Source organism: Ectobacillus antri, from assembly GCF_003852715.1.
GTDB lineage: Bacteria > Bacillota > Bacilli > Bacillales > Bacillaceae_G > Ectobacillus > Ectobacillus antri.
Genome location: NZ_RIAV01000001.1, coordinates 439,865 through 465,877 on the forward strand (window position 1 = coordinate 439,865; position 26,013 = coordinate 465,877).

28 protein-coding genes and 1 riboswitch are annotated in these 26,013 nt (G+C 40.9%); of the genes, 26 read left to right on the forward strand and 2 right to left on the reverse strand.

What is annotated here, in order from left to right:
* The first annotated feature begins 38 nt into the window (after nt 1-38).
* The 18 genes from EEJ45_RS02220 to EEJ45_RS02305 all read left to right on the forward strand — a co-directional run bounded on the left by EEJ45_RS02220 (nt 39) and on the right by EEJ45_RS02305 (nt 16,586).
* Complete coding sequence (locus EEJ45_RS02220; protein ID WP_124563136.1) at nt 39-914, forward strand: ABC transporter permease subunit; 876 nt, start codon at nt 39-41, stop codon at nt 912-914.
* Nucleotides 911-1,942, forward strand: a complete 1,032-nt coding sequence (locus EEJ45_RS02230; RefSeq protein WP_164464174.1) for an ABC transporter permease subunit — start codon at nt 911-913, stop codon at nt 1,940-1,942. The genes EEJ45_RS02220 and EEJ45_RS02230 overlap by 4 nt, the downstream gene beginning before the upstream one ends.
* 74 nt (nt 1,943-2,016) lie before the next feature.
* The gene (locus tag EEJ45_RS02235; RefSeq protein WP_124563139.1) at nt 2,017-2,379 is read left to right on the forward strand and encodes a hypothetical protein; all 363 of its coding nucleotides are present in this window, start codon (nt 2,017-2,019) and stop codon (nt 2,377-2,379) included.
* Between the two features lie 354 nt (nt 2,380-2,733).
* Nucleotides 2,734-4,050, forward strand: a complete 1,317-nt coding sequence (locus tag EEJ45_RS02240) for an aspartate aminotransferase family protein (RefSeq protein ID WP_124563140.1) — start codon at nt 2,734-2,736, stop codon at nt 4,048-4,050.
* Nucleotides 4,047-4,745 (forward strand): 3-oxoacid CoA-transferase subunit A, encoded by a 699-nt coding sequence (locus EEJ45_RS02245; protein ID WP_124563141.1) that lies wholly within the window; start codon nt 4,047-4,049, stop codon nt 4,743-4,745. Before EEJ45_RS02240 ends, EEJ45_RS02245 begins: the two co-directional genes overlap by 4 nt.
* Complete coding sequence (locus tag EEJ45_RS02250; RefSeq protein ID WP_124563142.1) at nt 4,730-5,392, forward strand: 3-oxoacid CoA-transferase subunit B; 663 nt, start codon at nt 4,730-4,732, stop codon at nt 5,390-5,392. Before EEJ45_RS02245 ends, EEJ45_RS02250 begins: the two co-directional genes overlap by 16 nt.
* A gap of 12 nt (nt 5,393-5,404) precedes the next feature.
* Nucleotides 5,405-6,697, forward strand: coding sequence for a peptidase (locus tag EEJ45_RS02255; RefSeq protein ID WP_124563143.1), 1,293 nt, complete (start codon nt 5,405-5,407; stop codon nt 6,695-6,697).
* Nucleotides 6,675-7,529, forward strand: coding sequence for a putative beta-lysine N-acetyltransferase (ablB, locus tag EEJ45_RS02260; protein WP_124563144.1), 855 nt, complete (start codon nt 6,675-6,677; stop codon nt 7,527-7,529). Before EEJ45_RS02255 ends, ablB begins: the two co-directional genes overlap by 23 nt.
* 52 nt (nt 7,530-7,581) lie before the next feature.
* A complete protein-coding gene (locus EEJ45_RS02265; RefSeq protein ID WP_380018039.1) occupies nt 7,582-8,994 on the forward strand; it encodes a sigma-54 interaction domain-containing protein in 1,413 nt (470 codons plus the stop codon).
* Nucleotides 8,995-9,169: 175 nt separating this feature from the next.
* Complete coding sequence (gene kamA, locus EEJ45_RS02270) at nt 9,170-10,579, forward strand: lysine 2,3-aminomutase (RefSeq protein WP_124563145.1); 1,410 nt, start codon at nt 9,170-9,172, stop codon at nt 10,577-10,579.
* Nucleotides 10,576-10,851, forward strand: coding sequence for a YokU family protein (locus tag EEJ45_RS02275; RefSeq protein ID WP_124563146.1), 276 nt, complete (start codon nt 10,576-10,578; stop codon nt 10,849-10,851). The genes kamA and EEJ45_RS02275 overlap by 4 nt, the downstream gene beginning before the upstream one ends.
* A 234-nt stretch (nt 10,852-11,085) precedes the next feature.
* A complete protein-coding gene (locus EEJ45_RS18625; RefSeq protein WP_245999809.1) occupies nt 11,086-11,202 on the forward strand; it encodes a BBE domain-containing protein in 117 nt (38 codons plus the stop codon).
* A 141-nt stretch (nt 11,203-11,343) separates the two neighbouring features.
* Complete coding sequence (locus tag EEJ45_RS02285) at nt 11,344-12,765, forward strand: aldehyde dehydrogenase family protein (protein WP_124563147.1); 1,422 nt, start codon at nt 11,344-11,346, stop codon at nt 12,763-12,765.
* Between the two features lie 114 nt (nt 12,766-12,879).
* Nucleotides 12,880-13,047, forward strand: coding sequence for a hypothetical protein (locus EEJ45_RS18285; protein ID WP_164464175.1), 168 nt, complete (start codon nt 12,880-12,882; stop codon nt 13,045-13,047).
* A gap of 149 nt (nt 13,048-13,196) precedes the next feature.
* A complete protein-coding gene (locus tag EEJ45_RS02290; protein ID WP_124563148.1) occupies nt 13,197-13,511 on the forward strand; it encodes a DUF3889 domain-containing protein in 315 nt (104 codons plus the stop codon).
* A 12-nt stretch (nt 13,512-13,523) separates the two neighbouring features.
* Nucleotides 13,524-13,706 (forward strand): hypothetical protein, encoded by a 183-nt coding sequence (locus EEJ45_RS02295; protein ID WP_124563149.1) that lies wholly within the window; start codon nt 13,524-13,526, stop codon nt 13,704-13,706.
* A 509-nt stretch (nt 13,707-14,215) separates the two neighbouring features.
* A complete protein-coding gene (locus EEJ45_RS02300) occupies nt 14,216-14,941 on the forward strand; it encodes an ABC transporter ATP-binding protein (RefSeq protein WP_124563150.1) in 726 nt (241 codons plus the stop codon).
* A complete protein-coding gene (locus EEJ45_RS02305; RefSeq protein WP_124563151.1) occupies nt 14,934-16,586 on the forward strand; it encodes a putative ABC transporter permease subunit in 1,653 nt (550 codons plus the stop codon). Before EEJ45_RS02300 ends, EEJ45_RS02305 begins: the two co-directional genes overlap by 8 nt.
* Before the next feature lie 32 nt (nt 16,587-16,618).
* Here EEJ45_RS02305 and ybaK read toward each other — a convergent pair whose 3' ends face one another.
* Nucleotides 16,619-17,089, reverse strand: coding sequence for a Cys-tRNA(Pro) deacylase (ybaK, locus tag EEJ45_RS02310; protein ID WP_124563152.1), 471 nt, complete (start codon nt 17,087-17,089; stop codon nt 16,619-16,621).
* Between the two features lie 151 nt (nt 17,090-17,240).
* Nucleotides 17,241-17,429, forward strand: a riboswitch (cobalamin riboswitch).
* Nucleotides 17,430-17,532: 103 nt separating this feature from the next.
* On the opposite strand from ybaK, the gene EEJ45_RS02315 reads away from it, so the two are divergent.
* From EEJ45_RS02315 to EEJ45_RS02350, 8 genes are all read left to right on the forward strand, one after another.
* The gene (locus EEJ45_RS02315) at nt 17,533-19,119 is read left to right on the forward strand and encodes a DUF4430 domain-containing protein (protein ID WP_164464176.1); all 1,587 of its coding nucleotides are present in this window, start codon (nt 17,533-17,535) and stop codon (nt 19,117-19,119) included.
* Between the two features lie 50 nt (nt 19,120-19,169).
* Complete coding sequence (locus tag EEJ45_RS02320) at nt 19,170-19,847, forward strand: DUF4430 domain-containing protein (protein WP_164464177.1); 678 nt, start codon at nt 19,170-19,172, stop codon at nt 19,845-19,847.
* A complete protein-coding gene (locus tag EEJ45_RS02325; RefSeq protein WP_124563155.1) occupies nt 19,844-20,701 on the forward strand; it encodes an energy-coupling factor transporter transmembrane component T in 858 nt (285 codons plus the stop codon). Before EEJ45_RS02320 ends, EEJ45_RS02325 begins: the two co-directional genes overlap by 4 nt.
* Entirely contained in the window at nt 20,674-22,311 is a 1,638-nt protein-coding gene (locus tag EEJ45_RS02330) for an ABC transporter ATP-binding protein (protein ID WP_187695340.1), read from the forward strand. Before EEJ45_RS02325 ends, EEJ45_RS02330 begins: the two co-directional genes overlap by 28 nt.
* Nucleotides 22,284-22,967 (forward strand): ECF transporter S component, encoded by a 684-nt coding sequence (locus EEJ45_RS02335; RefSeq protein ID WP_124563156.1) that lies wholly within the window; start codon nt 22,284-22,286, stop codon nt 22,965-22,967. The genes EEJ45_RS02330 and EEJ45_RS02335 overlap by 28 nt, the downstream gene beginning before the upstream one ends.
* A gap of 12 nt (nt 22,968-22,979) precedes the next feature.
* Nucleotides 22,980-23,216 (forward strand): DUF2164 domain-containing protein, encoded by a 237-nt coding sequence (locus EEJ45_RS02340; protein ID WP_124563157.1) that lies wholly within the window; start codon nt 22,980-22,982, stop codon nt 23,214-23,216.
* A gap of 147 nt (nt 23,217-23,363) precedes the next feature.
* Nucleotides 23,364-24,842 carry an FAD-dependent oxidoreductase gene (locus EEJ45_RS02345; RefSeq protein ID WP_124563158.1) on the forward strand — a complete coding sequence of 493 codons (1,479 nt, stop codon included), beginning with the start codon at nt 23,364-23,366 and terminating at the stop codon, nt 24,840-24,842.
* Between the two features lie 15 nt (nt 24,843-24,857).
* Nucleotides 24,858-25,604 (forward strand): SDR family NAD(P)-dependent oxidoreductase, encoded by a 747-nt coding sequence (locus tag EEJ45_RS02350; RefSeq protein WP_124563159.1) that lies wholly within the window; start codon nt 24,858-24,860, stop codon nt 25,602-25,604.
* A gap of 184 nt (nt 25,605-25,788) precedes the next feature.
* On the opposite strand, the gene EEJ45_RS02355 is transcribed toward EEJ45_RS02350, so the two are convergent.
* Nucleotides 25,789-25,980, reverse strand: coding sequence for a hypothetical protein (locus EEJ45_RS02355; protein ID WP_124563160.1), 192 nt, complete (start codon nt 25,978-25,980; stop codon nt 25,789-25,791).
* Nucleotides 25,981-26,013: the final 33 nt, after the last annotated feature.

A 26,013-nucleotide genomic window follows, 5' to 3' on the forward strand; every position in this document is an offset into this window, starting at 1 on the left:
CTTAAAAATCTATAAATTTATCTTTCAGGAGGGATGTAATGCTTGTTCGATTTTCAAAAGCGTCTATCTATTTCCTAGGCACGCTAATCATGATGTTTCTATTGCTTTGTTTGCCTTCTTTATTTACATACGATGGCAAGGTTTCATTTCAGCCATTTTTATATGTATTTAAAATAGAAGACACAATCAAGTTACTTATGGAGGCAAAGGAAATTACGTTTCAAATGAAGGAAAAAACGTATCCATTGTTTCCAACTATTTTAGAGCCGTACACGTATTCGTTACTATTACTTGCAGGTGCGTTTGGTATTGCGCTGTTAGTAGCAATGTTTTTCGGATACTGTTACATGCTTTTATCAATGCCATTTAGAAAAGTAATGCGAGCGGTATTGTTTTGTTTTGAGGCCATTCCGGACATTATGATTATTGTTGGCTTACAGGCCGCGCTCATTTGGTATTTCAAGCAAACCGGAGATATGCCGATGCGTGTACTGACATTTGGCGAGAAGAAAGCCTATCTTTTGCCAATTATTTGTTTATGTATTTTACCTACGATTCAAATGTTCCGCATGTTGATTATATATTTAGAAGAAGAACAGGTGAAGCCGTATGTAGATGTAGTAAGGGGGAAGGGTTTTTCACGTTCCTATATTACAATACTTCATTTGTACCGAAACGTCCTTATTCATTTGTTTTATCATGCGAAAACTATCTTTTTGTTTATGCTCTCTAACTTGTTCGTTTTAGAGTACATCTTTAACATAAACGGTATTATGAAATTCTTGATTGATCACGGTCCGTCGAATACGGTGATCGCATTTACAGTTGTTACACTTGTGTTTGTTCCATTTTATGCATTGTTTGTTGTTGGGTCATTTGTAACAAATAAGCTGACAGGAGGGAATGAGACATGATGACACATCTTATGGCTTCTAAGCGTGTATGGATTGGTATGATGTTTCTTGCTCTGTTGTTGAGTGCGAGTTTGTCTTATCCGTTGTATGAGAAGCATCTTCCACAACCAGATCGCTTTTTATATAATGAAAAGCAAGAACTAATTGCCAAGGCACCGTACACCCCGTTGCAAGCACCGCCATTCGGTTCTGATCGTCTGGGTGTGCCGCTACTGTACAAAATACTGGAAGGGGCAAAATATACAATTGGATTTGCGATATTTGTCAGTGTATTTCGCATCATATTTGGGGCTGCAACCGGTATTCTTCTCAGCATGTATGCAAAGCGCTTAAAAGGAATAACAAAAGGGATCAGCCAATCGTTTTATAACATTCCTACTATATTCATGGCATACATTCTCATCGTACCTGTCTACATTACTTTAGGTATCAATGACCCCGTGCCGCCAACACAATGGATTATTATTTTGTTTCAGCTTTCTGTCGCGGTGGGTGTTGCATTACCGGCTCTCACAGTGTTCATTATGAATGAAGTCGATGAGCATAGCAAGCAGGAATATATCATCAGTGCGCAGTTAATGGGCGGTTCCAAATGGTATATCATTCGCACCCATATTCGTTTGTTTTTAAAAGATAAGTTGTTCATTTTATTTATGCAGCATGTGGTGCAAAGCATGATTCTATTTGCGCATCTTGGCTTATTGCAGTGTTTTATTGGTGGTACACGTGACGTTGAGATGGATTTCGGTGAATATAAGTCTGTATCCCTTACAAGTGAATGGTCAGGATTAATCGGAATTGACCGATATGAATATAATTTAGCACCTTGGATTGTGCTCGGTCCGATGTTTGCATTTGCAATCACCATTTTCTTTTTAAACCTAATCGCTGCCGGTGTAAAAGATGCGATGGAGAAACGGGTAATTGTAATTACTAAATCCATCAAACAACCTAAAACACCATACAAAAAACATGAAGCGTTTCAATTTGCAGCTGCATCAGTACAGAGCAAGACGGCTGATTCATAAGGAGTGATGTTGTCATCGCTTCCGTAGCGTGATAAAATCGGTGTACAATATCGCGCGAATGAAGAGGTACATATATGAAAAAATTAGCGATTTCTGCATTGTTGTTACTGGCTGGCTGTGGCAATGAAACGTTGCTAGGTACATGGGAGCTGGCAGAAAATGATAAGAATTGTCCAATTGAATATACATTTGGCCAGGAGCAGCAGACAGACGAAAATAATAAAAAAATGCTCGTGAATGTTGTAGAGATGTATACAACGGATAAAAAGAAAGCCAATACATATAAGGGAACATATAGTCTTGTCGATGAAGACACGGACAGCTATTTGCTAGATTACGGTGATGCCTTTACAGTGCGTCAGCGTTTGCATCTAGATGATCGTACGTTGCGTGTGTATTTTGAGAGTGCAGAAAAGATGTGTGTGTATAAAAAATAAGAATCATGAGAGTGTCGTTCTATTGAATAGAAACGGCGCTTTTTTTATTTTTACGCTCTGTGAAAGGGAACTGTTAATACACTACAGAGTTTGTCCTCTTTGGAGTTGATTTTCGGGCACATTCAGTAATATCAACTTCAAGATGCAATTAGCCATTTTATCAGAAAAATAGCCAATCAACGTCTGTAGATGCTCTTGCACATCATCGTTAAATTTCACGTACTATAATTATCTTTTTATACATACATTCAACAAAATAAACAGGAGTACTGTCAGAAAGACAGAATAGTATGAATATCCTTTTACTACAGCCACATGGTTTGGTATGGGAAGAAAAGAGTTAGGGGGTAGGACATGGAGAGAGAGCATTTAATTAAGCCGCTCATCGGTACACACTATCCTACTGTGTCACACGGGCAGGGTATATATCTCTTTGACACGAAAGGAAAGCGTTATCTTGACGGTTCATCAGGTGCAATTACTGTTGGCATTGGTCACGGAGTTCCTGAGATTCTAGAGGCGATGAATAAACAAGCTCAGCAGGTGTCTTTTGTATATCGCTCGCAATTTACAAGTGATGCAGCGGAAAAGCTGGCGAAAAAAATGAGCGAGATTACACAGGGTGATCTCAATTGGTCTTTTTTTGTCAACAGTGGTACAGAAGCAACGGAAACGGCTATGAAGCTAGCAATTCAGCATTATCAAGAAAAAGGAATAAAAGGAAAAAACAAAATCTTGTCTCGCTGGATGAGTTATCACGGCATTACGATTGGTGCGCTGTCTATGTCTGGACATCCGTTAAGAAGACAACGCTTTGTATCAGTCTTGGAGGATTACCCGTCAGTATCAGCCCCGTATTGCTATCGCTGTCCTTTTGACCGTGCCTACCCTTCTTGCAATCTAGCATGCGCTTCAGAATTAGAGGCTGCAATTGAAAGAATTGGAGCAGAACATATTGCCGCTTTTATTGCTGAACCTATTATCGGCGCAGCTGGTGGCGCCATTGTACCCCCGCAAGGCTATTATCAACGCATTCAAAGCATTTGTAAAAAGTATGATATTTTATTTATCGCAGACGAAGTCATGACAGGCCTCGGACGAACAGGAAAAATGTTTGCAATGGAGCATTGGGATGTACAGCCTGATATTGTAACGCTTGGAAAAGGGATGACCTCCGGTTATACCCCAATGGCAGCGACTGTTGCAAGCGATAAAGTCATTGAGCCCATTCTAAATGGATCTAAACTTGTGATGAGCGGTCATACATTTAGCGCAAATCCTTTGTCTGCAGCTGTTTCGCTTGCGGTTATTGAATATGTAGAGCAGCATGGACTCGTGCAGGCAGCTGCGCAAAAAGGCGATTACCTGATGAAAAAGCTTCATGAACTGCAGAGTCAAACACAGCTTATAGGAGACGTGCGCGGAAAAGGGTTGTTGATTGGTCTTGAGTTTGTAGAAGGGGTAAAAGCGAGTACATTGATTCAAACAGCAATGAAGCAAGGACTTTTATTGTATCCTGCGGTAGCTGGTAAAACAGGAAAAGATGATAGCGCCTGCTTGCTTGCACCGCCACTTACCATTACCTACGAGGAGATGGATGAGTTATTGCTGCTGTTAACAGAAGCTTTTAGAGAAATCGAACGAACAACATACAAAGGAGAGCCTATATGAGTGCCATTGCAAACACATATCAAAAACTCACAACTATTGACCGCATTATGCCACTTTTCCATGATGAAATGACGCTCATGGTTGGTGGGTTTGGCGGGGTAGGTTCACCTCCTACCATCTTAGAAGCTTTGCTTGCCAGTAGCATTACAGATATTCATCTCATTAGTAATGATACCGGTTTTCCGGATATTGGAATAGGGAGGATGGTACGAAATGAGAGGATTAAATCGATTATTACCTCACATATTGGTTCCAATCCGTTTGCAGGAAAATTGATGACAGAAGGAAAACTTGCAGTTGAATTTTCACCGCAAGGGACACTTGCAGAACGAATTCGTGCAGGTGGTGTAGGACTTGGTGGTGTGCTCGTTGATGTGGGGCTTGACAGCATTGTGGAAAGCGATAAGCAAAAAATAACTGTGAACGGTAGACAATATTTGGTAGAAGAGGCGTTGACGGCAGAAGTTAGTATCATATTCGCAAAGAAAGCAGATCCATTTGGTAATTTGGTGTTTGATAAAAGCGCAAGAAATATGAATCCACTTATGGCGATGGCGGGTGATATTACCATTGTGGAAGCCCAAGAAATTGTACCAGTAGGCGCGCTGCATCCGGAAGAGATTGTCACACCAGGTGTATTCGTTCATCATATTGTACCTTCAAAGGGAGTGAATTGGAAATGGGCGTGGGAATAGATTTTCGTCATAAAATTGCCAAGCGAGCCGCAAAAGAAATTCAAAGCGGTATGATTGTAAATTTAGGAATTGGGATCCCCTCGTTGGTGCCTGACCATTTGCCTGCAGATGTAAACGTTATGTTTCATGCGGAAAATGGCATTATTGGTATTGGGCCGAGTCCGAATGAGGGAGAAGAAGATGAGAATCTGTGCAATGCAGGTGGTTTTCCGGTCACTGTACTTAAAGGAGCAAGCTACTTTGATAGCGCCCTGGCGTTCGGTATCATTAGGCGCGGTTTGCTTGATGTTACGATTTTAGGGGCGCTGCAGGTCAGTCAATCAGGGGATTTAGCCAATTGGATTGTGCCAGGAAAGCGTGTACCAGGTATCGGCGGAGCAATGGATTTGGCACAAAAGGCGAAGCGTGTTGTAGTGGTGATGAATCATACGGATAAAGCCGGAGGAGCAAAAATTGTAGAGGACTGTACACTACCTTTAACTTCTAAGAGATGCGTGGACTTAATTATTACCGAGATGGCTGTGATAGAGGTAACGGGAGATGGGCTTATATTACGAGAACTTATGCATCCTTATACGATACAAGAGGTTGTAAAAGCAACTGGCGCACCGCTTATTATAGATTCGAACATAAAAATCATTTCATGAGAGGTGAATGCTTTGCAGGAAAAGCATAAGGTAAAGTGTTATATTCGGAAGCATACACAAGAAGCGGTTGTACTGCTGCGACGCTTAGTGCAGGAGTGCAGTGTATCGGGAAGCGAAAGCCGGGCGCAGGCAATCGTCATTGAAAAATTGCGCGAAATGGGATTGGATTTAGATATATGGGAGCCGGACATTGAGGAACTGAAAGAGCATCCTTATTTTATTTCAGCACGTGAGCATTTTCAAGGCAGTCCAAATGTGGTTGGTATTTTAAAAGGAGTGGGCGGCGGTAAATCTATGATTGTAAACGGTCACATAGATGTTGTGCCGGAAGGAGATATAAGAAGCTGGAGTATAGATCCGTATGGCGGCGAAGTGAAAGAAGGTAAGTTGTATGGCCGAGGAGCTACGGATATGAAGGGCGGAAACGTGGCATTGTTGTTAGCAATTGAAGCGATAAAAAATACCGGTGTTACTTTAAAAGGAGATATTTATTTTCAAAGTGTCATTGAAGAAGAAAGCGGTGGAGCCGGAACATTGGCAACTATTTTACGGGGCTACCGCGCAGATGGTGTAATTATTCCAGAGCCAACAAATTTAAAGTTTTTTGTAAAACAACAGGGTTCTATGTGGTTTCGTATTAAGGTGAAAGGCAAAGTGGCACATGGTGGTACAAGATACGAAGGGGTAAGTGCTATCGAGAAAAGCATGCTCGTATTAAAGGCGATTGAGCAGCTTGAAAGAAGACGAAATGAACAAATACAAGATCCGTTGTATGATGGTATACCTATTCCTATCCCCATTAATGTAGGCACCATTAAAGGAGGTACTTGGCCTTCGTCAGTAGCTGATTTAGTTATTCTCGAGGGACGATTAGGCGTTGCGCCCAACGAAAAAATGGAGGATGCACAAGCACAATTGGCGAAAATGTTATCACAATTACAGGATGAATGGCTTCAGGTCAATCCGCCTGAACTGGAGTGGTTTGGTGCAAGATGGGTACCGGGAACAATCGAACATAATCATCCGCTTGTACAAACCTTGATTACAAATTACGCAGAAGTAACTAGTCTGGCCCCGATTATAGAAGCAGCGCCCTGGGGCACGGACGGAGGGCTGTTTACGCAGGTGTCTGGCATACCAATGATTGTGTTTGGTCCTGGTGAAACAAAAGTGGCTCATTATCCGGATGAATATATAGACTTGGAGCACATATGGATTGCGGCTGAGACAATTGCATGTGCATTATTGGATTGGTGCGGTGTGCAGGAAAGTGAGGGTGTATATGAAAGCGAACACATACTATGAAAGTTTCAAGCTTAAGGAACCTACTTTCTATATGGAAGCAGCACTTGATCATTTTAACGAAAGAATTCGAGTAGATTTGTATAGAGGTAGTGTAAGAGATACAATTGAAAAAACAGAAGAATTAGCGCGGCACTATCAGTACACAAAACTGATTATTAAAGCCAGAGGAGAGCATGTACAACAGTTTTTACATGCTGGTTATACAATGGAAGCGATAGTAGATGGCTATTTTCAAGGCAGTCATATGTTGTTTATGGTGAAATATAGCGATCAAAATCGGCGCAACAGCAATTATTGGTCCCAAGGAGAACACATTGTTGCTTCTGTACGAAACAGCACACCGAAGGAGAAAAATGTGCCAATTGACTACAGTAGCCGAAAAGCAACAGTAGCGGATGCGAAGCAACTCGCGGCATTATACGGGACTGTGTTTCAAATCTATCCCACTCCTTTAAACGAAGCAAGCTATGTTGCACAAACGATGCAAGAAGGAACGATATATCGTGTGTATGAAAAAGATGGTGTTATTGTCAGCGCAGCATCTGCAGAAATAGATGTATTGCAAAAAAATGCGGAGCTCACAAACTGCGCTACATTAGAGGAAGATCGTCAGTATGGATTAATGAAGGAGCTTCTAAAACAGTTAGAGTGCGATTTGCAGGATGAATCAATTTACTGTGCTTATACAATTGCGCGCTCTTTGTCGTATGGCATGAATGCTGCATTTTGGAAGCTAGGCTATCAATATAGAGGACGTCTGGTAAACAATTGTTATATTTTTGATAAGCTAGAGGATATGAATGTGTGGGTAAAGGATATAAGTAAAGCGTAGAAACAGAATTTTAGCTACTTTTATGTTGGGGTGCCGAAAAACAAGCACATAAATGCTTGTTTTTCGGCAGTTAGGGGATGGTGAGAATGTGAGAAAAAATAGTGAAGGTGAAATGATTCGTGGCATTTTGAATGCGATTGATGAAGCTATTCATGCGGTTGATAAAAACGGAATTACCATTTTTTATAATGAAGTAGCGGCCAGACATGATGGATTGACGCCAAGGGAAGTACTCGGCAAGCATGTGCTAGAGGCGTTTCCTTCTTTAACAAAGGAAACAAGTACCCTATTACAAGTGCTTCAAACCAAGCAACCCATTGTGCAGCAAGCGCAGCGCTATCAAAATATAAATGGACAATTTATTGATACAATTAATACCACAATTCCCATCATGCTCCAAGGTCAGCTTGTAGGGGCAGTTGAAATTGCTAAAGACTACTCGACAATCAAGAAGTTAGGGGAAAAGGTTTTGGATTTGCAGGCACGTGTAAATCCTTCTTCGCGAAAAAGAGACACAAAAAATCAACTGTATACGACGGCTGATATTTTAACGAATGACCCCGCTTTGCTACAAGTAAAAAAACAGCTGGAAAAAGTGGCTTATGCAGACTCATCAGTACTTGTGGTGGGTGAAACAGGCACAGGGAAAGAGTTATTTGTGCAGGCTATTCATGCCCTGTCCCCCCGCAATCAACATGCCTTTATTGCACAAAACTGCGCCGCACTCCCAGAGTCGCTTTTGGAGAGTCTTTTGTTTGGAACAACAAAAGGGAGTTATACAGGTGCTGTAGATAGACCGGGCTTATTTGAATTGGCGGACGGGGGTACATTGTTTCTAGATGAGATGAATTCAATGCCTCTTGAATTGCAAGCAAAGCTGCTTCGCGTATTGGAGGATGGAATTGTAAGGCGAATCGGTAATCAAAAAACCTGCCGTGTTAACGTAAGGATTATTGCGGCTATTAACGAATCTCCACTCGACTGCGTACAAAAAGGAACGCTACGACCTGATTTATATTATCGTTTAAATGTGTTCTCCTTGTTGATTCCACCTCTGAGGGAGCGTAGCTTTGACATTGAATTGCTGACGTCCCATTTCATTGAAATGTTTAATGACCGCTTTCAAAAAAACGTTCAAAACATTGATCATAGTGTACTACAGCTATTCCATCAATATCATTGGCCTGGAAATGTGAGAGAGCTGAAGCATACGATTGAACATGCAATGATTATGGCAGATGGAGCGAAGCTTTCTATTATACACTTACCACTGCAACTGCAGCAAATGAAAAAAAGCGGTGAAACAAAAATACGGCCGCTTCGTGAAGTATTGCAGGAAACAGAGACTGCACTTATTCAAGAGGCGCTTCGGCAAACAGGTGGCAATATTCAACAAGCAGCCGTTTTACTGGATCTACCGCGTCAAACACTGCAATATAAATTGCAAAAACAAACCAAGGTATAAGCGCCGGATTTTCGGCGCATTTTTTTATGTCGCGATGTTAGAGTTACTGCAAAGTTGCTCTGTACACAGTATATTTTTTGTGTAAATAAAGAAAAAATGTATTTTTCCGTCCCGTTTGTAGTTTTGGTATGAAATTTGCTTGTAAAAAGAAAAAGAGCCAGAGGGGGATGGGAGAATGGTACATAGTGTATACACATCAAGTAGACATTGGAAAGAAGTTGAGCTTTGGAAAGATGTTACACAAGAGCAATGGAATGATTGGATTTGGCAGCTGACCAACACGATTAAAACGCTGGAGGATTTAAAGAAGGTTGTGAATCTTACACCAGAAGAAGAAGAAGGTGTGCGTATTTCTACAAAAACGATTCCACTCAACATTACACCATATTACGCGTCTTTAATGAATCCTGATGATCCGCGTTGCCCCATCCGTATGCAAAGTGTACCTATTTCTGCAGAACTTTATAAAACACGTTACGATGCAGAAGATCCTCTTCATGAGGACGAAGATTCCCCCGTGCCAGGACTTACACATCGCTATCCAGATCGAGTCTTATTTTTAGTAACAAACCAATGTTCGATGTATTGTAGATACTGTACAAGACGTCGCTTTTCAGGACAAATAGGGATGGGCGTGCCAAAAAAGCAGCTAGATGCCGCTATCACATATATTCGAGAAACGCCGCAAATCCGAGATGTATTAATTTCTGGTGGTGATGGTTTACTTATTAACGACAATATTTTGGAATATATCTTAAAGCATTTGCGTGATATTCCGCATGTAGAGATTATCCGAATTGGTACGAGAGCGCCTGTTGTATTTCCACAGCGCATTACTGAAAATCTATGTAATATTTTAAAGAAATATCATCCGATTTGGCTGAATACACATTTCAATACCTCCATTGAAATTACAGAGGAATCAAAACGAGCTTGTGAGATGCTTGCGAATGCCGGGGTGCCACTAGGTAATCAAGCTGTCATTTTAGCAGGAATTAATGACAGTGTTCCTATTATGAAAAAACTGATGCATGATCTTGTGAAAATTCGTGTTCGTCCTTATTATATCTATCAGTGTGATTTGTCAGAAGGCATTAGTCATTTCCGCGCACCGGTTTCAAAAGGTCTTGAAATTATAGAAGGATTGCGAGGGCATACATCAGGTTATGCGGTACCTACTTTTGTTGTCGACGCACCAGGCGGTGGTGGTAAGATTGCTCTGCAACCAAACTATGTTGTGTCACAAAGCGTTGATAAAATCGTATTGCGCAATTTTGAAGGTGTGATCACAACGTATCCTGAGCCGCAAAACTATGTGCCAGGCAGAGCGGAAGCATACTTTAAGGAAGTGTATCCGGATATGGAAGAAAAACGCTCAAACGCCGGGATTGCTGGTCTCTTGAATGAGTCAAAAACAGTGCTAACACCGGAAGGTTTACACCGCATGCATCTTCGTCAAAGTTATAAAGGAAATCCGGAGCATGCTTCGCTCAAGGATAAGCGTGATAAGCGCGACGAATTAAAAGAGAAAAAGTATCAGGCGCAGTTATCTAAAGCATTTGTTCGTGCCGGTGAAGCAGAATGATTTGCGAATGGTGTGAAGTTTCACATGCTACACATGCAACCAATACAGTGTATTGGGAATTACCGGATGGCAGGAAAGTGATTTGTATTACGGAAACGCCGTGCGTGCGCTGCGTAGCCTGTGGAATGGAGTATCAGACGGAAGAAACGGCACGAGCGATAGAAGATCAATTGTTTTTAATTGATACAAACGAATTAAATAAGCAATTAACGTATAAGGAGCTTATGTATAAGGAACGGATTCTTAAGAGAAATTACTTTAATTTCAGCTGATGAAGACAAGTACAATCCATATAACTATGTCTTTCATACCATAATGGAACTTTTCTTGGAAACTTGGCAACGTTGGTTTCCAAATTTGGATCCTAGAATGACTATCAGTGCCAGTTTATATCATTCAGCCGAAGAGGGTATAGGTATTTTTGGAAGAGGTTTCTTTTACGGAACAGAGGATGAGGCAAAGAAACTATTACAACTGGTTCTTATATTAACTTTCCGATTAGCCCTTTGCAGAACTATGAAAAATCATATTTTGGTGGCAATGTGAAGATGCTGCGTAAAGTAAACGAGAAATATGATCCGTTTCAAGTATTTCGATTTCCGCAAAGTATTCAAAGAAGATAAGAAAACCAGTTCATTGGAACTGGTTTTCTTATCCATGTTATATTGTTACAGTAACAACGTTTGTACAATTCAGCTATCAAAAAGGAGTTCCACTTTTGGCAAAGAATATCAAAAGGTAGGAGTTTAATCGGGGGTGACGTGATGATTAAAAAATGGTACATAAACGGGGAGTGGCGTGAAGGGACGGAATATGCGTCTTTGCGTGCACCTTACACAGGACAAGTAATTGCTGAGATACCACAGGCAACCAAAACGGATGTAGAAGAAGCAATTCAAGCAGCCAAACGTGCAACAGGAGCGATGAAAGAGCTACCTGCTCATAAACGAGCTACTATTCTTGGAGAATTGATTGCACAACTAAAGGAGCGTCATGAAGAATTAGCAAGGACCATTGCGCTTGAAGCGGGTAAGCCGCTTCAAGCTGCGCGAGGAGAAGTTGATCGAACGATTGCTACGTATCAATTTGCACAAGAAGAAGCGAAGCGCATTCATGGTGAGACCATTCCACTTGATGCAGCGATAGGCGGAGAAGGAAGAGTGGCTTATACAACACGTCAACCAATTGGTGTAGTGGCAGCAATCACGCCATTTAATTTTCCGGCCAATCTGGTCGCACATAAAGTGGGCCCTGCTATTGCTGCTGGCAATACAATTGTATTAAAGCCTGCCAGTCAAACACCGCTGTCCGCTTTGTTACTTGCGGAAATGCTTGACACGACAGAACTGCCAAAAGGTGCCTTTAACGTCATTACAGGAAAAGGCTCTGTAGTGGGAGAGGAATTGGTCAAGCATCCGGATGTCGCAGGCATAACCTTCACTGGCAGTCCTGAAGTCGGCATTGATTTAAAACAAAAAGCAGGCTTAAAGCGCGTGACCTTGGAACTCGGAGCCAATTCGGCAGTTATTGTTGATAATACAAACATCACAAAAGAAATGGTACAGCGCATTGTGTGGGGCTCTTATGTGAACAATGGCCAAGTATGTGTGTCTGTACAGCGTATATATGTCCACAATGACATATACGATATATTTAAAAAGATGTTTACAGAAGAAGCTAGAAAATTAGTGGTTGGAGATGCACTTGATGAAAAAACAGATATTTCAGCCCTCATTTCTACAAGCGATGTGAAGCGAATAGATCGTTGGGTACAAACAGCTGTATCAGGTGGTGCTAACATTGTACTTGGCGGCAATATGCGTAACGAACGCATATACGAGCCAACGATTTTGGAAAATGTAAATGTGGAAATGGAAGTTTCTTGTCAAGAGATTTTTGGTCCAGTTGTCGTATTGCATCGTTTTCATGACTTTAAAGACGCAATTTCTCATGTAAATACATCTAAATATGGCTTGCAGGCTGGTGTGTTCACAAACAATCTCACGCATGCCATGGAAGCGGCTAAGCACTTAGAGGTGGGTGGTGTGATGATTAATGACGTACCAACGTTCCGCCTCGATCATATGCCGTACGGAGGCATCAAAGAAAGCGGTTTTGGCCGCGAAGGTATTAAATATGCGATTGAAGAAATGACAGAGCTAAAATTAATTACATTTAAATGGTAACAAAAAGTCGGCTAATGAAGAGCCGACTTTTATTTTGCTGCGCAAAGTATACTGACAAATCAAGTTTGTACATACAATGTAACAAAGTATTATAGATGATGGAGGAGGAATGAAATGGTTACAGGTCTTATTATTAGTGTTGTTATGCTAATTGGTTTTACAGCATTTGGACTGCTTCGAACAAAAAGACCAAACGATACGTACGAGCCTTACGATGAGATTAGATACAGTGCAACAGAACAAGCCGAAGAAGATCGGCATGTTCGTGGGCGAGGGGAATAAAGAATTCACATTGTTTTCATAAGAGTACACAAATTCTCCTCTCTGCCTAATAATATTAGATTTGCAACAAGGGTGCTCCACGCGGCGGAGACACCTTTTTGTGTATAAACAATGTGTGTTAACACAACATAAGGAAAAGGAGGGATTGTATGAAGCGCTTTGCTATGCTATTCGTTTGTTTGCTTATTCTAACAACTGCACAGGTATATGCAGCGCGGCAAGATCCTTCTTATGCAAAATGGGGAAAACTCGCTGTATTAACAACGAAAGAAAAGTACCCACAACTGGATATCATTGATTATTTGTATGTTGGACGAGAAAAACTAGCTGCGGATATCGCTGTGGAAAAATTTAAGTTCTGGGTACGAGACGGAGAACGAGAATACGGATTATTTATTGACATTGAGCTGCAGCTACCTGATGAACAGGTGCGCCGTATCACATTTCGCGAATCATCGATTTAAGGAGGTCTTTATATGAATAAAGAAAGCGAAAATATGCCTGACTTTAAAGAATTGGAAGATCGAATGATTGCACAGCATTCATCGGAGCCAACATTGATAATCAAAACAAACGCTGACAGCAAAAATGTTACCGAGCAAAACCCATATTATAAAGGAAAAGATACTGACAAGTTCAGATCATTTTTCAACAAATAGGTTATCTTAAGGCTATTATGAATTATGGTCGAATTTAGCAGAAAACTTTAACGTCACAACGTAAAAAGAACTACTTTTTTGCTCTTTTTATTTTTGGCTGTGTTAAAGCCTAATGGTGATCATTTGCACTCGTTGAGGGGAGTGAAGGGGGTGAGACTTCTGCGGGAAAAGCGAGTTAAACTGAGACTCCGCAGGCGTATAGCACTGCAGGAGGCTTCCTGACCGCCTATGGAAAGCGTCCCCCCATAACGGAAATCAACAACATGCTTTAACAGAGCCTTATTTTTAATGATGTGAGGGCAATCCTCCTCTATTGTGCTTGAAGAAGAGTGTTATGAAAAATGGTGTAAAATAAATGTGATACAAAACTGAATTAATCATTTTAATAGAGTTCATTTTTTATAAGTGTAAACCGATAAAGAGTATATTTGATAATAAAAAACATTACAATTTTTTCCTATATATATTATTATATGTTTTATAGATGCATAGAAGGGATGTGAAGCAACATGATTGAGATTCATAATGTTTCAAAGAGTTATGGAGGTGCTTCGTATGCAGTGAGAGATCTGAATTTAACCATTCCGAGTGGACAAATTTTTGGTTTCCTTGGCCCGAACGGTGCCGGAAAATCTACAACTATTAAAATGATGACAGGTATTCATGCACCGGATAGGGGGGCTATCTTCATTAATGGGAAAAACATTCAAGAGGAGCCGCTTGCTGCGAAGAAAACCTTTGGCTATGTACCGGATAGTCCCGATTTATTTTTACGCCTAAAGGGTATGGAGTATCTAAATTTTATGGGTGATATGTATGAGGTGCCGAGCAAGCTACGTTTAAATCGCATTGAAATGTTGGCTAAACAGTTTGATTTATCTGATGTACTTGGTGATCAAATTCAAACTTACTCACATGGTATGCGGCAAAAAATTATTATGATAGGTGTACTGCTACATGAGCCGGATGTATGGATTTTAGATGAGCCGTTAACTGGATTAGACCCAAAGTCCGCATACATATTGAAGCAGATGATGCGAGAGCACGCGGATAAAGAAAAGACAGTTTTCTTTTCGACACATGTGCTAGAGGTTGCTGAAAAGCTTTGTGATCGAGTTGGTATTATTAACAAAGGGAATTTACAGTTTTGTGGTAATCTGCAAGAAATGCGTGATCATTTTAAGTCTGATGCATCACTTGAAAAGATGTTCTTGGAGATGACTGACCATGCATAAGATATGGCGACTTACAAACGTATTATTGAAAATGAGTTATGCGGAGTGGTTTGCAAGTAAAAAGAAAGTTGCGCTCTATTTATTTTCATATGTTATGCTGTTGGGCGTTGGCTTTATCTTCTTTGGTACAATGTCATATGGCGTTTATGGTGTGTTTGCACAGTATGGACAACAAAAAGCGTTACTTGGTATCGGACTCGCTGTTGCAAGTATTTGGGTATTTCTTACGAGTGTCACCTCCGTCTTAACAGTGTTTTATTACGAAGACGATATTGAAAATCTATTGCCACTACCGCTTCAGCCCTCACAAATCGTTACAGCTAAGTTTTTGACAGTGTTGCTGACGCAGTATGTGCTATCTTCGTTCTTTGTTATTCCGATTCTTGTCATATACGGCGTATTAAGCGGAGCAGGCATAGTGTACTACTTGTATAGTGTTGTTATTTATGCGACTTTTCCAATCATTCCACTTGTACTTATCTCACTGCTGCTTATGGTATTGATGCGCTTTACAAACCTTTCCAAAAACAAAGACCGCGGTCGCCTTATTGTGGGGCTGTTTTCAATTCTTTTTGTAGTAGGTATTAATGTGTTTATGCAATGGAATAATCGTAGCGCTTCACAAGAGCAGGTGGAGAACTTGTTGACTGGTGGAAGTGGTGAGATATTAGTAAGTATGACGACGTATTTTCCTACCACATATTTCGCAGCGACGGGGCTGTCACAATATAACACTGCCATGGGGCTTTTATATGTGCTTATATTTATAGTTATTTCAATGATGGCCTTTATCCTATTCTATGTAACTGCACAAACGTATTATTTAAAGGGAGTTATTGGTCTTTCCGGAGGTGTGGCGAAGCGTAAAAAAGTAGGTACCGCTGCGTATGAAAAACAGGTAAAGCAAACATCTAAATGGTTAACATATGTAAAAAAGGAGTTGCGTATGTTAATGCGCACACCGGCCTTCTTTTTAAATTGCGTCATTCAGGGGTTAACGACACCAATCATTTTTTTCTTTGCGTTTTTTCAACAAAACGGTAGTATAGAATGGATGAAACGAATTGTCACAAACCCTGATCAAGCCGGTTTAGCTCTTGGTGTTGCCTTTTGTGCTGGTATGTTTTTATTAAGCTCCAACATGACTGCAACAACCTCTTTTTCTAGAGATGGTAGCAGTTGGTTTGTAAATCGTTATTTGCCTATTGCACCCCAAACTATTTTATTTGCTAAAATTTTTGCATCGTGGCTCGTCAGTGTTAGTATTTTAGCATTATTCGGCATTGTGATGGTTGCACTCGTAAAGGTGTCTCTATTATTCGTGACGCTTTGGTTTGTTTTATGTTTAAACGGCTTATGGCTCACCAATATGATTGGTGTGAGATGGGATGCAAAAACAGCAGATGTACACTGGGAAAATGAGCAAAAATTGTTTAAAGGTCGTTACACGCTACTATGGAACTTGCTCGTAAATTTCCTGATTGCCGCAGCAACAGTAGGTATTGTACTCGTATTGTATTTCATATTACACGCGGGAATTTGGATGACATTTTTTGTGTTGCTGTTTGTATATGGTATTGTAAATGTAATTATAGTCAGGGCTTTACAAGTGGATGCAGAGAATATCTTAGATAACGTACAATGATAACGTAAAAAAGATGCTAACTAGCATCTTTTTTACGTTAAATCTCCTGTTTTAGCTTCTGTTGCCTGTATGAGGTCCGTGCCGCTTAAGAAGATCTGCACGCCGCGTTTACCTGCACTAATGCTGATGGTATCATATGCAGAAGCTGACTTGTCAACATACAAGGGATATCTTTTCTTAACACCAAGCGGGGAAACACCGCCACGAATGTAACCGGTTAGACTCTGTATGTCTTTTACCGGCACCATTTCTACCTTTTTGTTGCCACTGATGGATGCTAGTGCTTTCATATTCAACTGGCTATTAGCAGGAATGCATGTCATGATAATACCTGTTTTGTCTCCTTTTAGAACAAGTGTTTTAAACACTTGTTCATAAGGCATACCTACTAAATGCGCCACATGCTTGGCATCTAAATTATTTTCATCCCATTCGTATTCATGGAGTGTATACGCAATTTTCTTCGTATCTAGCAGCCGACATGCGATGGTTTTACTCACCATATGTATCAACACCTTTCATGTATCAGTATACAAAATTTTAAACGGATTTATATAGCTATTCCTGCCTATATGTGTTACAACTTTTAAAGGGATACTGCGAAATGTTGTCGACAGAATCATATTTCTGTAGTAGAATAGTATCATAATTTCGAATATTGTGACGAGTATAGGTGCATAGTGAGCGAGCGCTCGCTATGTTTAAAAGGGAAGTCGGTGTAAATCCGACGCGGTCCCGCCACTGTAAGTGAAGAGATTTTGTGCATAAGCCACTGTTATGCGGGAAGGCGCACAAAATTGAAGACGCACAAGCCAGGAGACCTGCCTATGCACGATGCACCGAAATCCTACGAGGAATAGGGAGGTGTTGTGTAAGTACATACACGCTTGCGCACGCCCGTAGTGGGCTTTTTTTATTGGACTCAAAAATGAAGGGGGAAGTAGATATGAAGAAGTGGCTTGCTGCATTCGTTCTCACCGTATGTATGGTGTTGTCGACGTTTGCAAATATTGGCGTGGTATTCGCTGAGGAACGTACAGCAACGCTTGTTGTTGTTGGGGACTCAGAGCGCGGAGCAATTTTATGTCCAAAGAAGGTAGAGTTTAACGAAGGTGCAACAGCATTTGATGTATTGAATGAGGCATTTCCTAATAAGCTAGTGTACAGTGGCACAGGAGACATGTTATACCTGACAGGTATTGATGGTCTTGTTGCTGGTGAGAAGTATAAGCAAAGCTATTGGGCGCTGGAAACAAATAACGAAATGGCGATGGTAGGAGTAGGGGGGTATCAAGTAAAGAATGGTGATATTATTGCCATGCGCTTTATCGAAGATTGGAATGCAATGCCTACTGATACATTGAAGGAGCAGTTAAAAAAAATCAGCGAATGTGATCTGAGTTTACTAGAGCCAGTTAAGGAACCCCCTACAACACCAGACCCAGGAACTACACCAAAGGAAGTAGATACAAATAAAGCGATTGCCGATGCGGCTGCCTATCTATTAAGAGACGGTATCAATTCTGAGTGGGAAGCAATTGGGTTGTTGCGCTCAGGTGCAGTAATCTCTAATGATGTAAAAGCGAGTTACATAGAGCAATTGAAAGACAATGTACAAAATAAAAGAATGCAAGGCGGCAAATTAGCAAAAACAATTTTGGCAATTAATGCAGTTGGAAGCGACCCTACAAAGTTTGTAAATCAAAATTTAGTTGAGAAGTTATACAATGACCAAACACTTGCTGATGTTTATGCTTACAGCGCTGCGTTATTGGCACTAGATAGTAGAAAGTATGATATTCCTGCTGGCGCATTTTGGAGCCGCGAGAAGCTTGTAGATGCAATCTTATCACAGCAACGAGCGGAAGGTGGATGGGGCACAGATGCGGATACAAACAGTATGATGCTAATTGCATTGGCACCATATAGTGAGAAGCCGGAAGTAGCAAAAGCGCAAGAAAAAACATTAAAACTTTTGCAAAGTATGCAAGGTATAGATGGTGGCTTTGATCAAAATGCCAACAGTACTGCATTGGTGTTGACAGCTTTATCCATTATGGGGATTAACCCTACAGATGCAGAGTGGACGAAAGAAGCGAATGTCATTGAAAATCTCGTCACCTTTCAACAAACAGACGGTGGATTTAAATGGCAACATACAAGTGAAGCAAGCGATGCTCTTTCATCTGAGCAGGCACTATATGCTTTGGTACAATACACATACTTTGTACAAGAAAAGGGCTCGATTTTTGATTGGAGCAGTGAACCAATCAACACCCCAGAAACACCGAATGAGCCAACAATACCAGAGCCGTCTCAACCACCTGTGCCAGAAACACCAGAAATTTCAGTACCAACAGAAACAGTCAACAAACCTGTACCAAGCGAAATGAAAACGGCAGAACCAGTAAAAGAGAAAGTCAAACAAACGCTTCCTGATACAGCCCTGTTTGACACAGTATTTTGGTCCAGCTTAGCTGCAGGATTTGTATTGATTATGACAGCAGTTCTAGTTTGGAGAAGAATCATATAATGAGACGGGGGCGTATATGCCCCTGCTTGCTTTTTAAAGGATGTGATATTATGTACAAATGGATGATAACACTTGGTTTATTTGTTGTTTTGGTTGGGTGTAACGGAACAGAGGAAACGAAAACAGACATAAAGCAGGAAAAGCCGAAGGTGAGTGAACAAGAAAAACCTAAGGTACAGGAGCAACCAACGGAACAACAGGTACAGCCAACAGAGGAAACAAAGCCTGAAGAGCCAAAACAAGAAAGTAAACAAAGTAATACGCCGGTACAAGAAGCAGTCAAACCGAAAGCCCCCAAACCCGAACCTGAACCTGTAAGCCCGCCGCCATCTAGTGCTCCGGTGCCATCTACACCATCAACTCTAGCGCCACCGCCGCCAAAACCAGCGGAACCGGTGAAACAAGCGGAAAGCGTATTTTTAAGCATTCGCGGTGCTGGTAAGACCATTTTAGGAAAAACAGAAGTGGAACTGGAAAATGGTGATACAGTATTTTCAGTTTTAGCACGAACTGTGAAGAAAAAAGGAATTCAAATGGAGTATAGCGGTACCGGTGCTTCGATTTATGTAGAAGGCATAGACAACTTATACGAAAAAGATAAGGGGCCGTTGAGTGGTTGGATTTACAAGCGAAATGGCGTACATGCGAAAACCGGTGCTGGCAAAACAGCAGTAAAAACTGGCGATGTGATTGAATGGGTATATACCGTGGACGGAGAAAATCCATGAGAAGCGCATTTGCGAAATTTCATCCTGCTGTTTTATTTTCTTATTATATAGGAGTTATGGTGTTAGCAATGACACTTTTGCATCCTTTTATTTTACTAAGTATGGTGTTGCTTTTATCCTTATTAAATTATATACACGGTACCACGATGAAACCTTTCTTGCTCAGTTCATTTGTGCTTGCGGTTTTTATCGCAGTGATGAATCCGCTGTTTACGCATCGCGGCAGTACGATTTTATTTTATGTACAAGATAATCCCGTTACACTTGAGGCGATTACGTATGGCTATACAATGGCACTGTCATTTTTGGCGGTGTCCTTTGCTTTTGTATCGTATCAGGCAATTGTGTCGAGTCATAAATTTTTATATCTATTTTCTCGTGTTTCCCCAAAAGTAGCGCTTTTAACAATGATTGCGATTCGATTTGTGCCCCTGTTTATGAGACGTCTTGGACAAATTCAACTCGTGCATAAGCATAAGGGAGTTGGTATAAAAGCGAAGGCGTCGCAGGGGATGAAGCTTTTATCGGTGCTTCTTGTATGTTCTTTGGAAGAGGCCCTGCAAACTGCTGACTCAATGAGCGCCAGAGGCTTTGGCACAACAAAGCGAAGTACATACATTCGTTACAGGATGAGCAATAGAGATTATGGGCTTTTTGCAGTTTTATTAGGACTCTTTCTTGGCGCTGTAATCCTTGCGTCTCAAGGAATCGGCGTTTTAGTAATTTATCCAAAGCTACCATCGCTTATGTTACGTGGTATGGGTATCCTTTCGTACATGCTGTGCATGTTGTATGTGAGTATACCGTTAGTTATAGAAGGAAGGGAGTGGCTATGGTGGCGTATGCAGAAATAAAAAATCTCACTTTTCAATATCCAAATGAAACTAAGCCGGCGTTGTCTTCTGTGTCGCTAGCGATTCCAAAGGGGCAATTTGTTGTATTAGCGGGGCGTTCCGGTTCGGGAAAAACCACATTGTTGCGACACTTAAAGAAGGAGTTGCAGCCAATTGGTCGATGCAGTGGAGAAGTGTTGTATGAAGGGCAACATGTGCAGGAATTGTCACCTATGCAATCTGCACAAGAAATTGGTATGGTGTTTCAAAATCCAGAAAATCAATTGGTGATGGATACAGTCATACAAGAGTTGGCATTTTCATTAGAAAATCTGGGATATGATACGAGTACAATTCAAAAGCGGATTGCTGAGTTAATTAGCTTTTTGGGCTTTCAGGATTTGCTACATCGTTCTGTCCATACACTGTCTGGCGGGCAAAAGCAACTTGTTAATTTAGCTGCGGTTCTTATTCTGCAACCAAGGTTGCTGTTGCTGGATGAACCCACAGCACAGCTTGATCCGATCGCCGCAAAAGAGTTTTTAACTTTACTGAAACGTATTCATGAAGAACTTGGTATAACAATTATAATGAGTGAGCATCGACTGGATGATGTATTACCTCTTGCCGATCGTCTTGTATTTATGGAGAGTGGAAGTGTTTTATACGATGCCCCTCCTGTAGAAGTGATGGCATATTTATGGGAACGCAATGAGCTTCGGCTATATTTGCCACAAATTCCGCGTTTGTTTTTAGAATGGGGAGTGACAGTGCCACCCCTGACGGTACGTGATGGACAACGAATCTTACCAAATCTAACACCCGTACAGTCTTCTGTATACGAAAGGAAGAAACGTAATGTGTTACTAGAAGCAAAAGGCATTTATTTTCAATACGAAAAGAACGGTGCGCTTATTTTGCAAAACTTATCTCTCGCCATTCAAAAAGGAGAATGGGTAAGTCTTGTTGGTAAAAACGGGACTGGTAAGTCAACACTTCTTACCGTACTAGCAGGATTGCGTAGCATTAGGCGCGGGAAGCTGTTGTGGGAAGGAAAGCAGCTTCACAAAACAGATGCACAAATCGGTTACGTATCGCAACAGCCTTCTTATCATTTTACACAGGATACCGTGTGGGAAGAGCTGTTCTTACAAGCGCAAGAACTTGGTTATAAACAGCCCGAAGAGGTTGTCACTGCATTGTTGTCTCGTTTTCATATAGAAGGAACAAAGCGTCGTCATCCGCATGATTGCAGTGGCGGTGAACAGCAATTGCTTGCAATTTGCAGTGTGTTACTACAACGGCCAAAACTTCTTATTTTAGATGAACCGACGAAAGGTTTAGATCCAGAGAAGAAGGAAGAGCTTGCCAAACAGCTGAGTCAGTTGCAAAATGAAGGAACAACCATCATGATGGCAACACACGATGTGGAGTTTGCCGCAAAGTACACAGATTGCTGCGTGATGTTGTTTGATGGACAAATCATTTCTGAGCATACGCCGCAACAATTTTTTAGTGAAAACTTCTTTTACACAACAGCAATTAATCGACTTGTTCGGAAGCAATTACCACAGGCATTAATATGGGAGGATGTGGTGCATACATGTCCAAGCACAATGCTGCAATCATAGGTGTATGTCTCACAATGGTAGGAGCACTGGCTTATTTATCATTTGTGAATGCAAGACATTTTTTATGGGTGAGTATTTTAATTTTAACTGTAACAATGCTTCCTTTTTACATTCGTTTTGAGAAAAAGGCGTTCGCATCGAGAGAGATTGTGTTCATTGCTGTTTTGGCAGCGATTGCGGCAGTGAGCCGTGTACCGTTTTCTGTTTTACCTAGCATACAGCCAACTTCATTTGTGATTATTGTGTCTGCTCTAGTACTGGGGGGAGAAGCTGGCTTTTTAATTGGTGCGACGGCGGCACTTGTATCTAATCTCTTTTTAGGACAAGGACCGTGGACACTGTGGCAAATGTGTGGTTGGGGTTTAATGGGGCTTATCGCAGGTATGCTGCGAAATTACACGTTTATGCAAAAGCACATTGGTCGTATTATGTTTGGTATTATAGCTGGGTTTGTGTTTGGGTGGTTCACAAATATCTCAGTGTTTATCACGTTTCTAGGTGAGCTAACTTGGCAAACGTTATTATTGACTTATGTCACAAGTTTTTATTTTGATCTAGCGCATGCGGCCTCTAATGCTTTTTTCTTAGCTGTATTTGGAAGGCAGTGGATCAAAATACTAACACGTTTTAAAGGGAAGTATGGGTTATTAGAATAGGAGGAAGCTTATATGATGACACGCGAAGAAAAAATGAATATTGCAACAAAGATACAAGAATACTTTTCTGAGCAGGGATGGGAGAGAATTGGAAATTTAGAGGCGGAAGCCTTTTTGGACTACATGATGAAAGAAACAGGTCCGTATATGTACAATGAAGCGGTACAAGACGCGCAAAAACTTATTTCGGAACGTATACAAAACATAGAAGAAGAGCTATATGGTCTTGAAAAACCAATAAAAAAGTGAGAGAGGCATGCCCTAGCATGCTTTTTTTTACACGACAATATTAAATTTCATTTACCGTATTTATTATAAAATATAAATTAATAAAATACAAAACAGGAAAAAGGATGCCTTGCCTTGCTATACTAAAGCAAAAGCGAGGTGATATGTATGGCACAATCCGTAATTGTAATTGGCGGCGGGATTGGTGGTTTAACAGCCGGTGCATTACTAGCGAAAGTCGGTTATGACGTAACTGTATTAGAAGCATCAAGAGAATGGGGCGGGTGTGCTGGGAAATTTAAGCGCGGTCCCTATACGTTTGCTGTTGGTGCCACACTTGGTATGGGGTTTGAAAATGGAGGAATACACGATCGCATTTTGCGTTTTCTAGACATTTCAGTAAAGAGTTTGTTGTTAGAAAAGGTTATGTATATTCATATGCCTGATCAAACGTTTATTTTTCACCGTAATCGTAACCAACATGTAACAGAGTTACAAAAGGTGTTTCCTTCATATGGCAGTAACCTAAGAGCTTTTTATCAAGATGTATATGACATTGCTAGCGAGATTCGTAAGCTCATGAAACCATTGCCTGTGTTACCACCAACAACTTTTAAAGAGTGGTTCATGTTATTTCGTTCGTTATCTATTACATCTCCGCGGCTACTGCCATATTTCAATCAGACACTATCTACACTTCTTCACAAACATGGTTTAGCAGATGTTGCAGACTTTGTTCATCTTATTGATGCACAAATCATTGATAGTATGCAGGCAACGAATGAAACTTGTTCGCTGCTATTAGGGTGTCTTGCACTTGATATTTATCATGAAGGTGCATTTTACGTGGAAGGCGGTTTATTCCAAGTAGCATATTCTTTGGCACAATGTATTACAGAACATAATGGAAACACAAAATTGGGAAGAAAGGTCGTTGCCGTAGAGAAAACAGAAGAAGGGTGGACGGTAAGAGATCACCGCGGTGACATGTACAAAGCGCAACATGTAATTTGTAATGTACCCATCGGAAACCTACAGCAATTTCTAGCGCCTACTATTATGAGCAAACTGCCAAGTTCGTTTCATAACAAAGTAACCACTATGCAGTGGGGAGCGTTTACACTGTACCTGGCTATTAAAGAGGAGGTTATTCTTCCTCATACGCCTTTGTTTCAACAGGTCCTTACAGGAAAAGGGATGTCTGAAGGAGAACACTTATTTTTATCGCTTTCACATCCTGATGATCGAAAGCGAGCCCCGAGCGGTACACGAACTCTTACTGTTTCTACGCACATTGATTTATCAAAATGGGAGACAAAAGATGCGTACGATAAAAGAAAAAGCTATATGACAGAAAAAATGCTTGAAAATATACAATGTGTTTTCCCACAGCTTCACGAGGGAATAATAAAGATCATTACAGGGGCGCCGCGCGCTTGGGAACGATTTGTAGGAAGAGCAGGTGTAGGTGGATTTCCGCAAAGTACAAAGCATGCCTTGTTTCAAAGCGTGTCCCATCGCACGGGAATTCCAGGACTTTGGCTCTGCGGTGATACTATTTTTCCGGGTGCTGGCACAATTGGTGTTTCTGTAAGCGGATATCATGTATTTCGTTCCATCACCAACAATAAATATCAATTACCGTAAATAAAGGAGAAAAATATGAATTATAAAAACAAAATAGTACTTGTAACCGGCGGTGCAAATGGAATTGGAAAAAGTATTACAGCAGCCTATGGCGAGGCAGGCGCAACCGTTATTATGGCAGATGTTGATAAAGTACAAGGTGAAAAATTGGCAACGGTATACCAAAATCAGGGGTATAAGGTCTTCTTTTATCCAATTGATTTGCAACATGTGCAGCATATACAGCACATGTTTGAAGAAGTTTCTCGTGAGCATGGAAACGTACAAATTCTGATTAATAATGCTGGTCTCAGTAAGTTTAAATCGTTTTTCACGTTAACAGTGGAAGAGTGGGACGAAGTGCTAAACGTTAACTTACGAGGAATGGTATTTGCCGCACAAGCTTTTGCTAAGCAAAACCAAGGAACTTCTTACGGCCGCATCGTTAATATCGCTTCCACACGTGCGTTTATGTCAGAACCGCATTCCGAGGCGTATGCTGCTTCTAAAGGCGGTATTGTCGCGCTGACACATGCCCTAGCCATATCATTAAGTAAAGAACATATTACCGTGAATAGTATTAGTCCTGGATGGATTCAAACAGACCATTATGAGGCACTCACCAATCAAGACCATGAACAGCATCCTTCTTTACGGGTTGGAAGACCTGAGGATATTGTAAATGCGTGCTTATTTTTAACAGATGAAAAAAATGACTTCATTAATGGTGAAAATATCATAATTGATGGGGGGATGACGAAAAAAATGATTTATACAGAATAAGGGGAAATGTTGTCTCATATAGTGAGGATGTAGGGTCGCGACTACATAGTTTGCCTCCATTGCACTCCTTTAGGGGAGTGCCTTTTTTGTTACACAAACGCGTATACACTTTTCAGACATCGTTTAGTTTCAATAGTTAGTTGGTGAAGTCTTTTTTGAAAAAAAACACCCAAGATGGGTGCTTTTACTCTTGCGCTAGAATTTGTGCAGTACTGTCACATTCTTTCAATGCGCTTTGGACAGAATGTAAAGATTGTTCAATACGACTGCGATTATCAGCTTTTTCAACTGTTTGCAATGCGTTTTGTAGGCAAGACATAGCCTCATTTAGCGCTGTGCAGGAATCTTGTACATGACCTCTTGCATTTTTTTGCATCGTTATTTCCTCCTTATTTTAAAGTACTTTTGT

What these genes read in the sequence shown, in the direction of transcription:
- EEJ45_RS02220 (WP_124563136.1), top strand. Translation starts at nt 39, where the DNA reads ATGCTTGTTCGATTTTCAAAAGCGTCTATCTATTTCCTAGGCACGCTA.
- EEJ45_RS02230 (WP_164464174.1), top strand. Translation starts at nt 911, where the DNA reads ATGATGACACATCTTATGGCTTCTAAGCGTGTATGGATTGGTATGATG.
- EEJ45_RS02235 (WP_124563139.1), top strand. Translation starts at nt 2,017, where the DNA reads ATGAAAAAATTAGCGATTTCTGCATTGTTGTTACTGGCTGGCTGTGGC.
- EEJ45_RS02240 (WP_124563140.1), top strand. Translation starts at nt 2,734, where the DNA reads ATGGAGAGAGAGCATTTAATTAAGCCGCTCATCGGTACACACTATCCT.
- EEJ45_RS02245 (WP_124563141.1), top strand. Translation starts at nt 4,047, where the DNA reads ATGAGTGCCATTGCAAACACATATCAAAAACTCACAACTATTGACCGC.
- EEJ45_RS02250 (WP_124563142.1), top strand. Translation starts at nt 4,730, where the DNA reads ATGGGCGTGGGAATAGATTTTCGTCATAAAATTGCCAAGCGAGCCGCA.
- ablB (WP_124563144.1), top strand. Translation starts at nt 6,675, where the DNA reads ATGAAAGCGAACACATACTATGAAAGTTTCAAGCTTAAGGAACCTACT.
- EEJ45_RS02265 (WP_380018039.1), top strand. Translation starts at nt 7,582, where the DNA reads ATGCTTGTTTTTCGGCAGTTAGGGGATGGTGAGAATGTGAGAAAAAAT.
- kamA (WP_124563145.1), top strand. Translation starts at nt 9,170, where the DNA reads ATGGTACATAGTGTATACACATCAAGTAGACATTGGAAAGAAGTTGAG.
- EEJ45_RS02275 (WP_124563146.1), top strand. Translation starts at nt 10,576, where the DNA reads ATGATTTGCGAATGGTGTGAAGTTTCACATGCTACACATGCAACCAAT.
- EEJ45_RS02285 (WP_124563147.1), top strand. Translation starts at nt 11,344, where the DNA reads ATGATTAAAAAATGGTACATAAACGGGGAGTGGCGTGAAGGGACGGAA.
- EEJ45_RS18285 (WP_164464175.1), top strand. Translation starts at nt 12,880, where the DNA reads ATGGTTACAGGTCTTATTATTAGTGTTGTTATGCTAATTGGTTTTACA.
- EEJ45_RS02290 (WP_124563148.1), top strand. Translation starts at nt 13,197, where the DNA reads ATGAAGCGCTTTGCTATGCTATTCGTTTGTTTGCTTATTCTAACAACT.
- EEJ45_RS02295 (WP_124563149.1), top strand. Translation starts at nt 13,524, where the DNA reads ATGAATAAAGAAAGCGAAAATATGCCTGACTTTAAAGAATTGGAAGAT.
- EEJ45_RS02300 (WP_124563150.1), top strand. Translation starts at nt 14,216, where the DNA reads ATGATTGAGATTCATAATGTTTCAAAGAGTTATGGAGGTGCTTCGTAT.
- EEJ45_RS02305 (WP_124563151.1), top strand. Translation starts at nt 14,934, where the DNA reads ATGCATAAGATATGGCGACTTACAAACGTATTATTGAAAATGAGTTAT.
- ybaK (WP_124563152.1), bottom strand. Translation starts at nt 17,089, where the DNA reads ATGGTGAGTAAAACCATCGCATGTCGGCTGCTAGATACGAAGAAAATT.
- EEJ45_RS02315 (WP_164464176.1), top strand. Translation starts at nt 17,533, where the DNA reads ATGAAGAAGTGGCTTGCTGCATTCGTTCTCACCGTATGTATGGTGTTG.
- EEJ45_RS02320 (WP_164464177.1), top strand. Translation starts at nt 19,170, where the DNA reads ATGTACAAATGGATGATAACACTTGGTTTATTTGTTGTTTTGGTTGGG.
- EEJ45_RS02325 (WP_124563155.1), top strand. Translation starts at nt 19,844, where the DNA reads ATGAGAAGCGCATTTGCGAAATTTCATCCTGCTGTTTTATTTTCTTAT.
- EEJ45_RS02335 (WP_124563156.1), top strand. Translation starts at nt 22,284, where the DNA reads ATGTCCAAGCACAATGCTGCAATCATAGGTGTATGTCTCACAATGGTA.
- EEJ45_RS02340 (WP_124563157.1), top strand. Translation starts at nt 22,980, where the DNA reads ATGATGACACGCGAAGAAAAAATGAATATTGCAACAAAGATACAAGAA.
- EEJ45_RS02345 (WP_124563158.1), top strand. Translation starts at nt 23,364, where the DNA reads ATGGCACAATCCGTAATTGTAATTGGCGGCGGGATTGGTGGTTTAACA.
- EEJ45_RS02350 (WP_124563159.1), top strand. Translation starts at nt 24,858, where the DNA reads ATGAATTATAAAAACAAAATAGTACTTGTAACCGGCGGTGCAAATGGA.
- EEJ45_RS02355 (WP_124563160.1), bottom strand. Translation starts at nt 25,980, where the DNA reads ATGCAAAAAAATGCAAGAGGTCATGTACAAGATTCCTGCACAGCGCTA.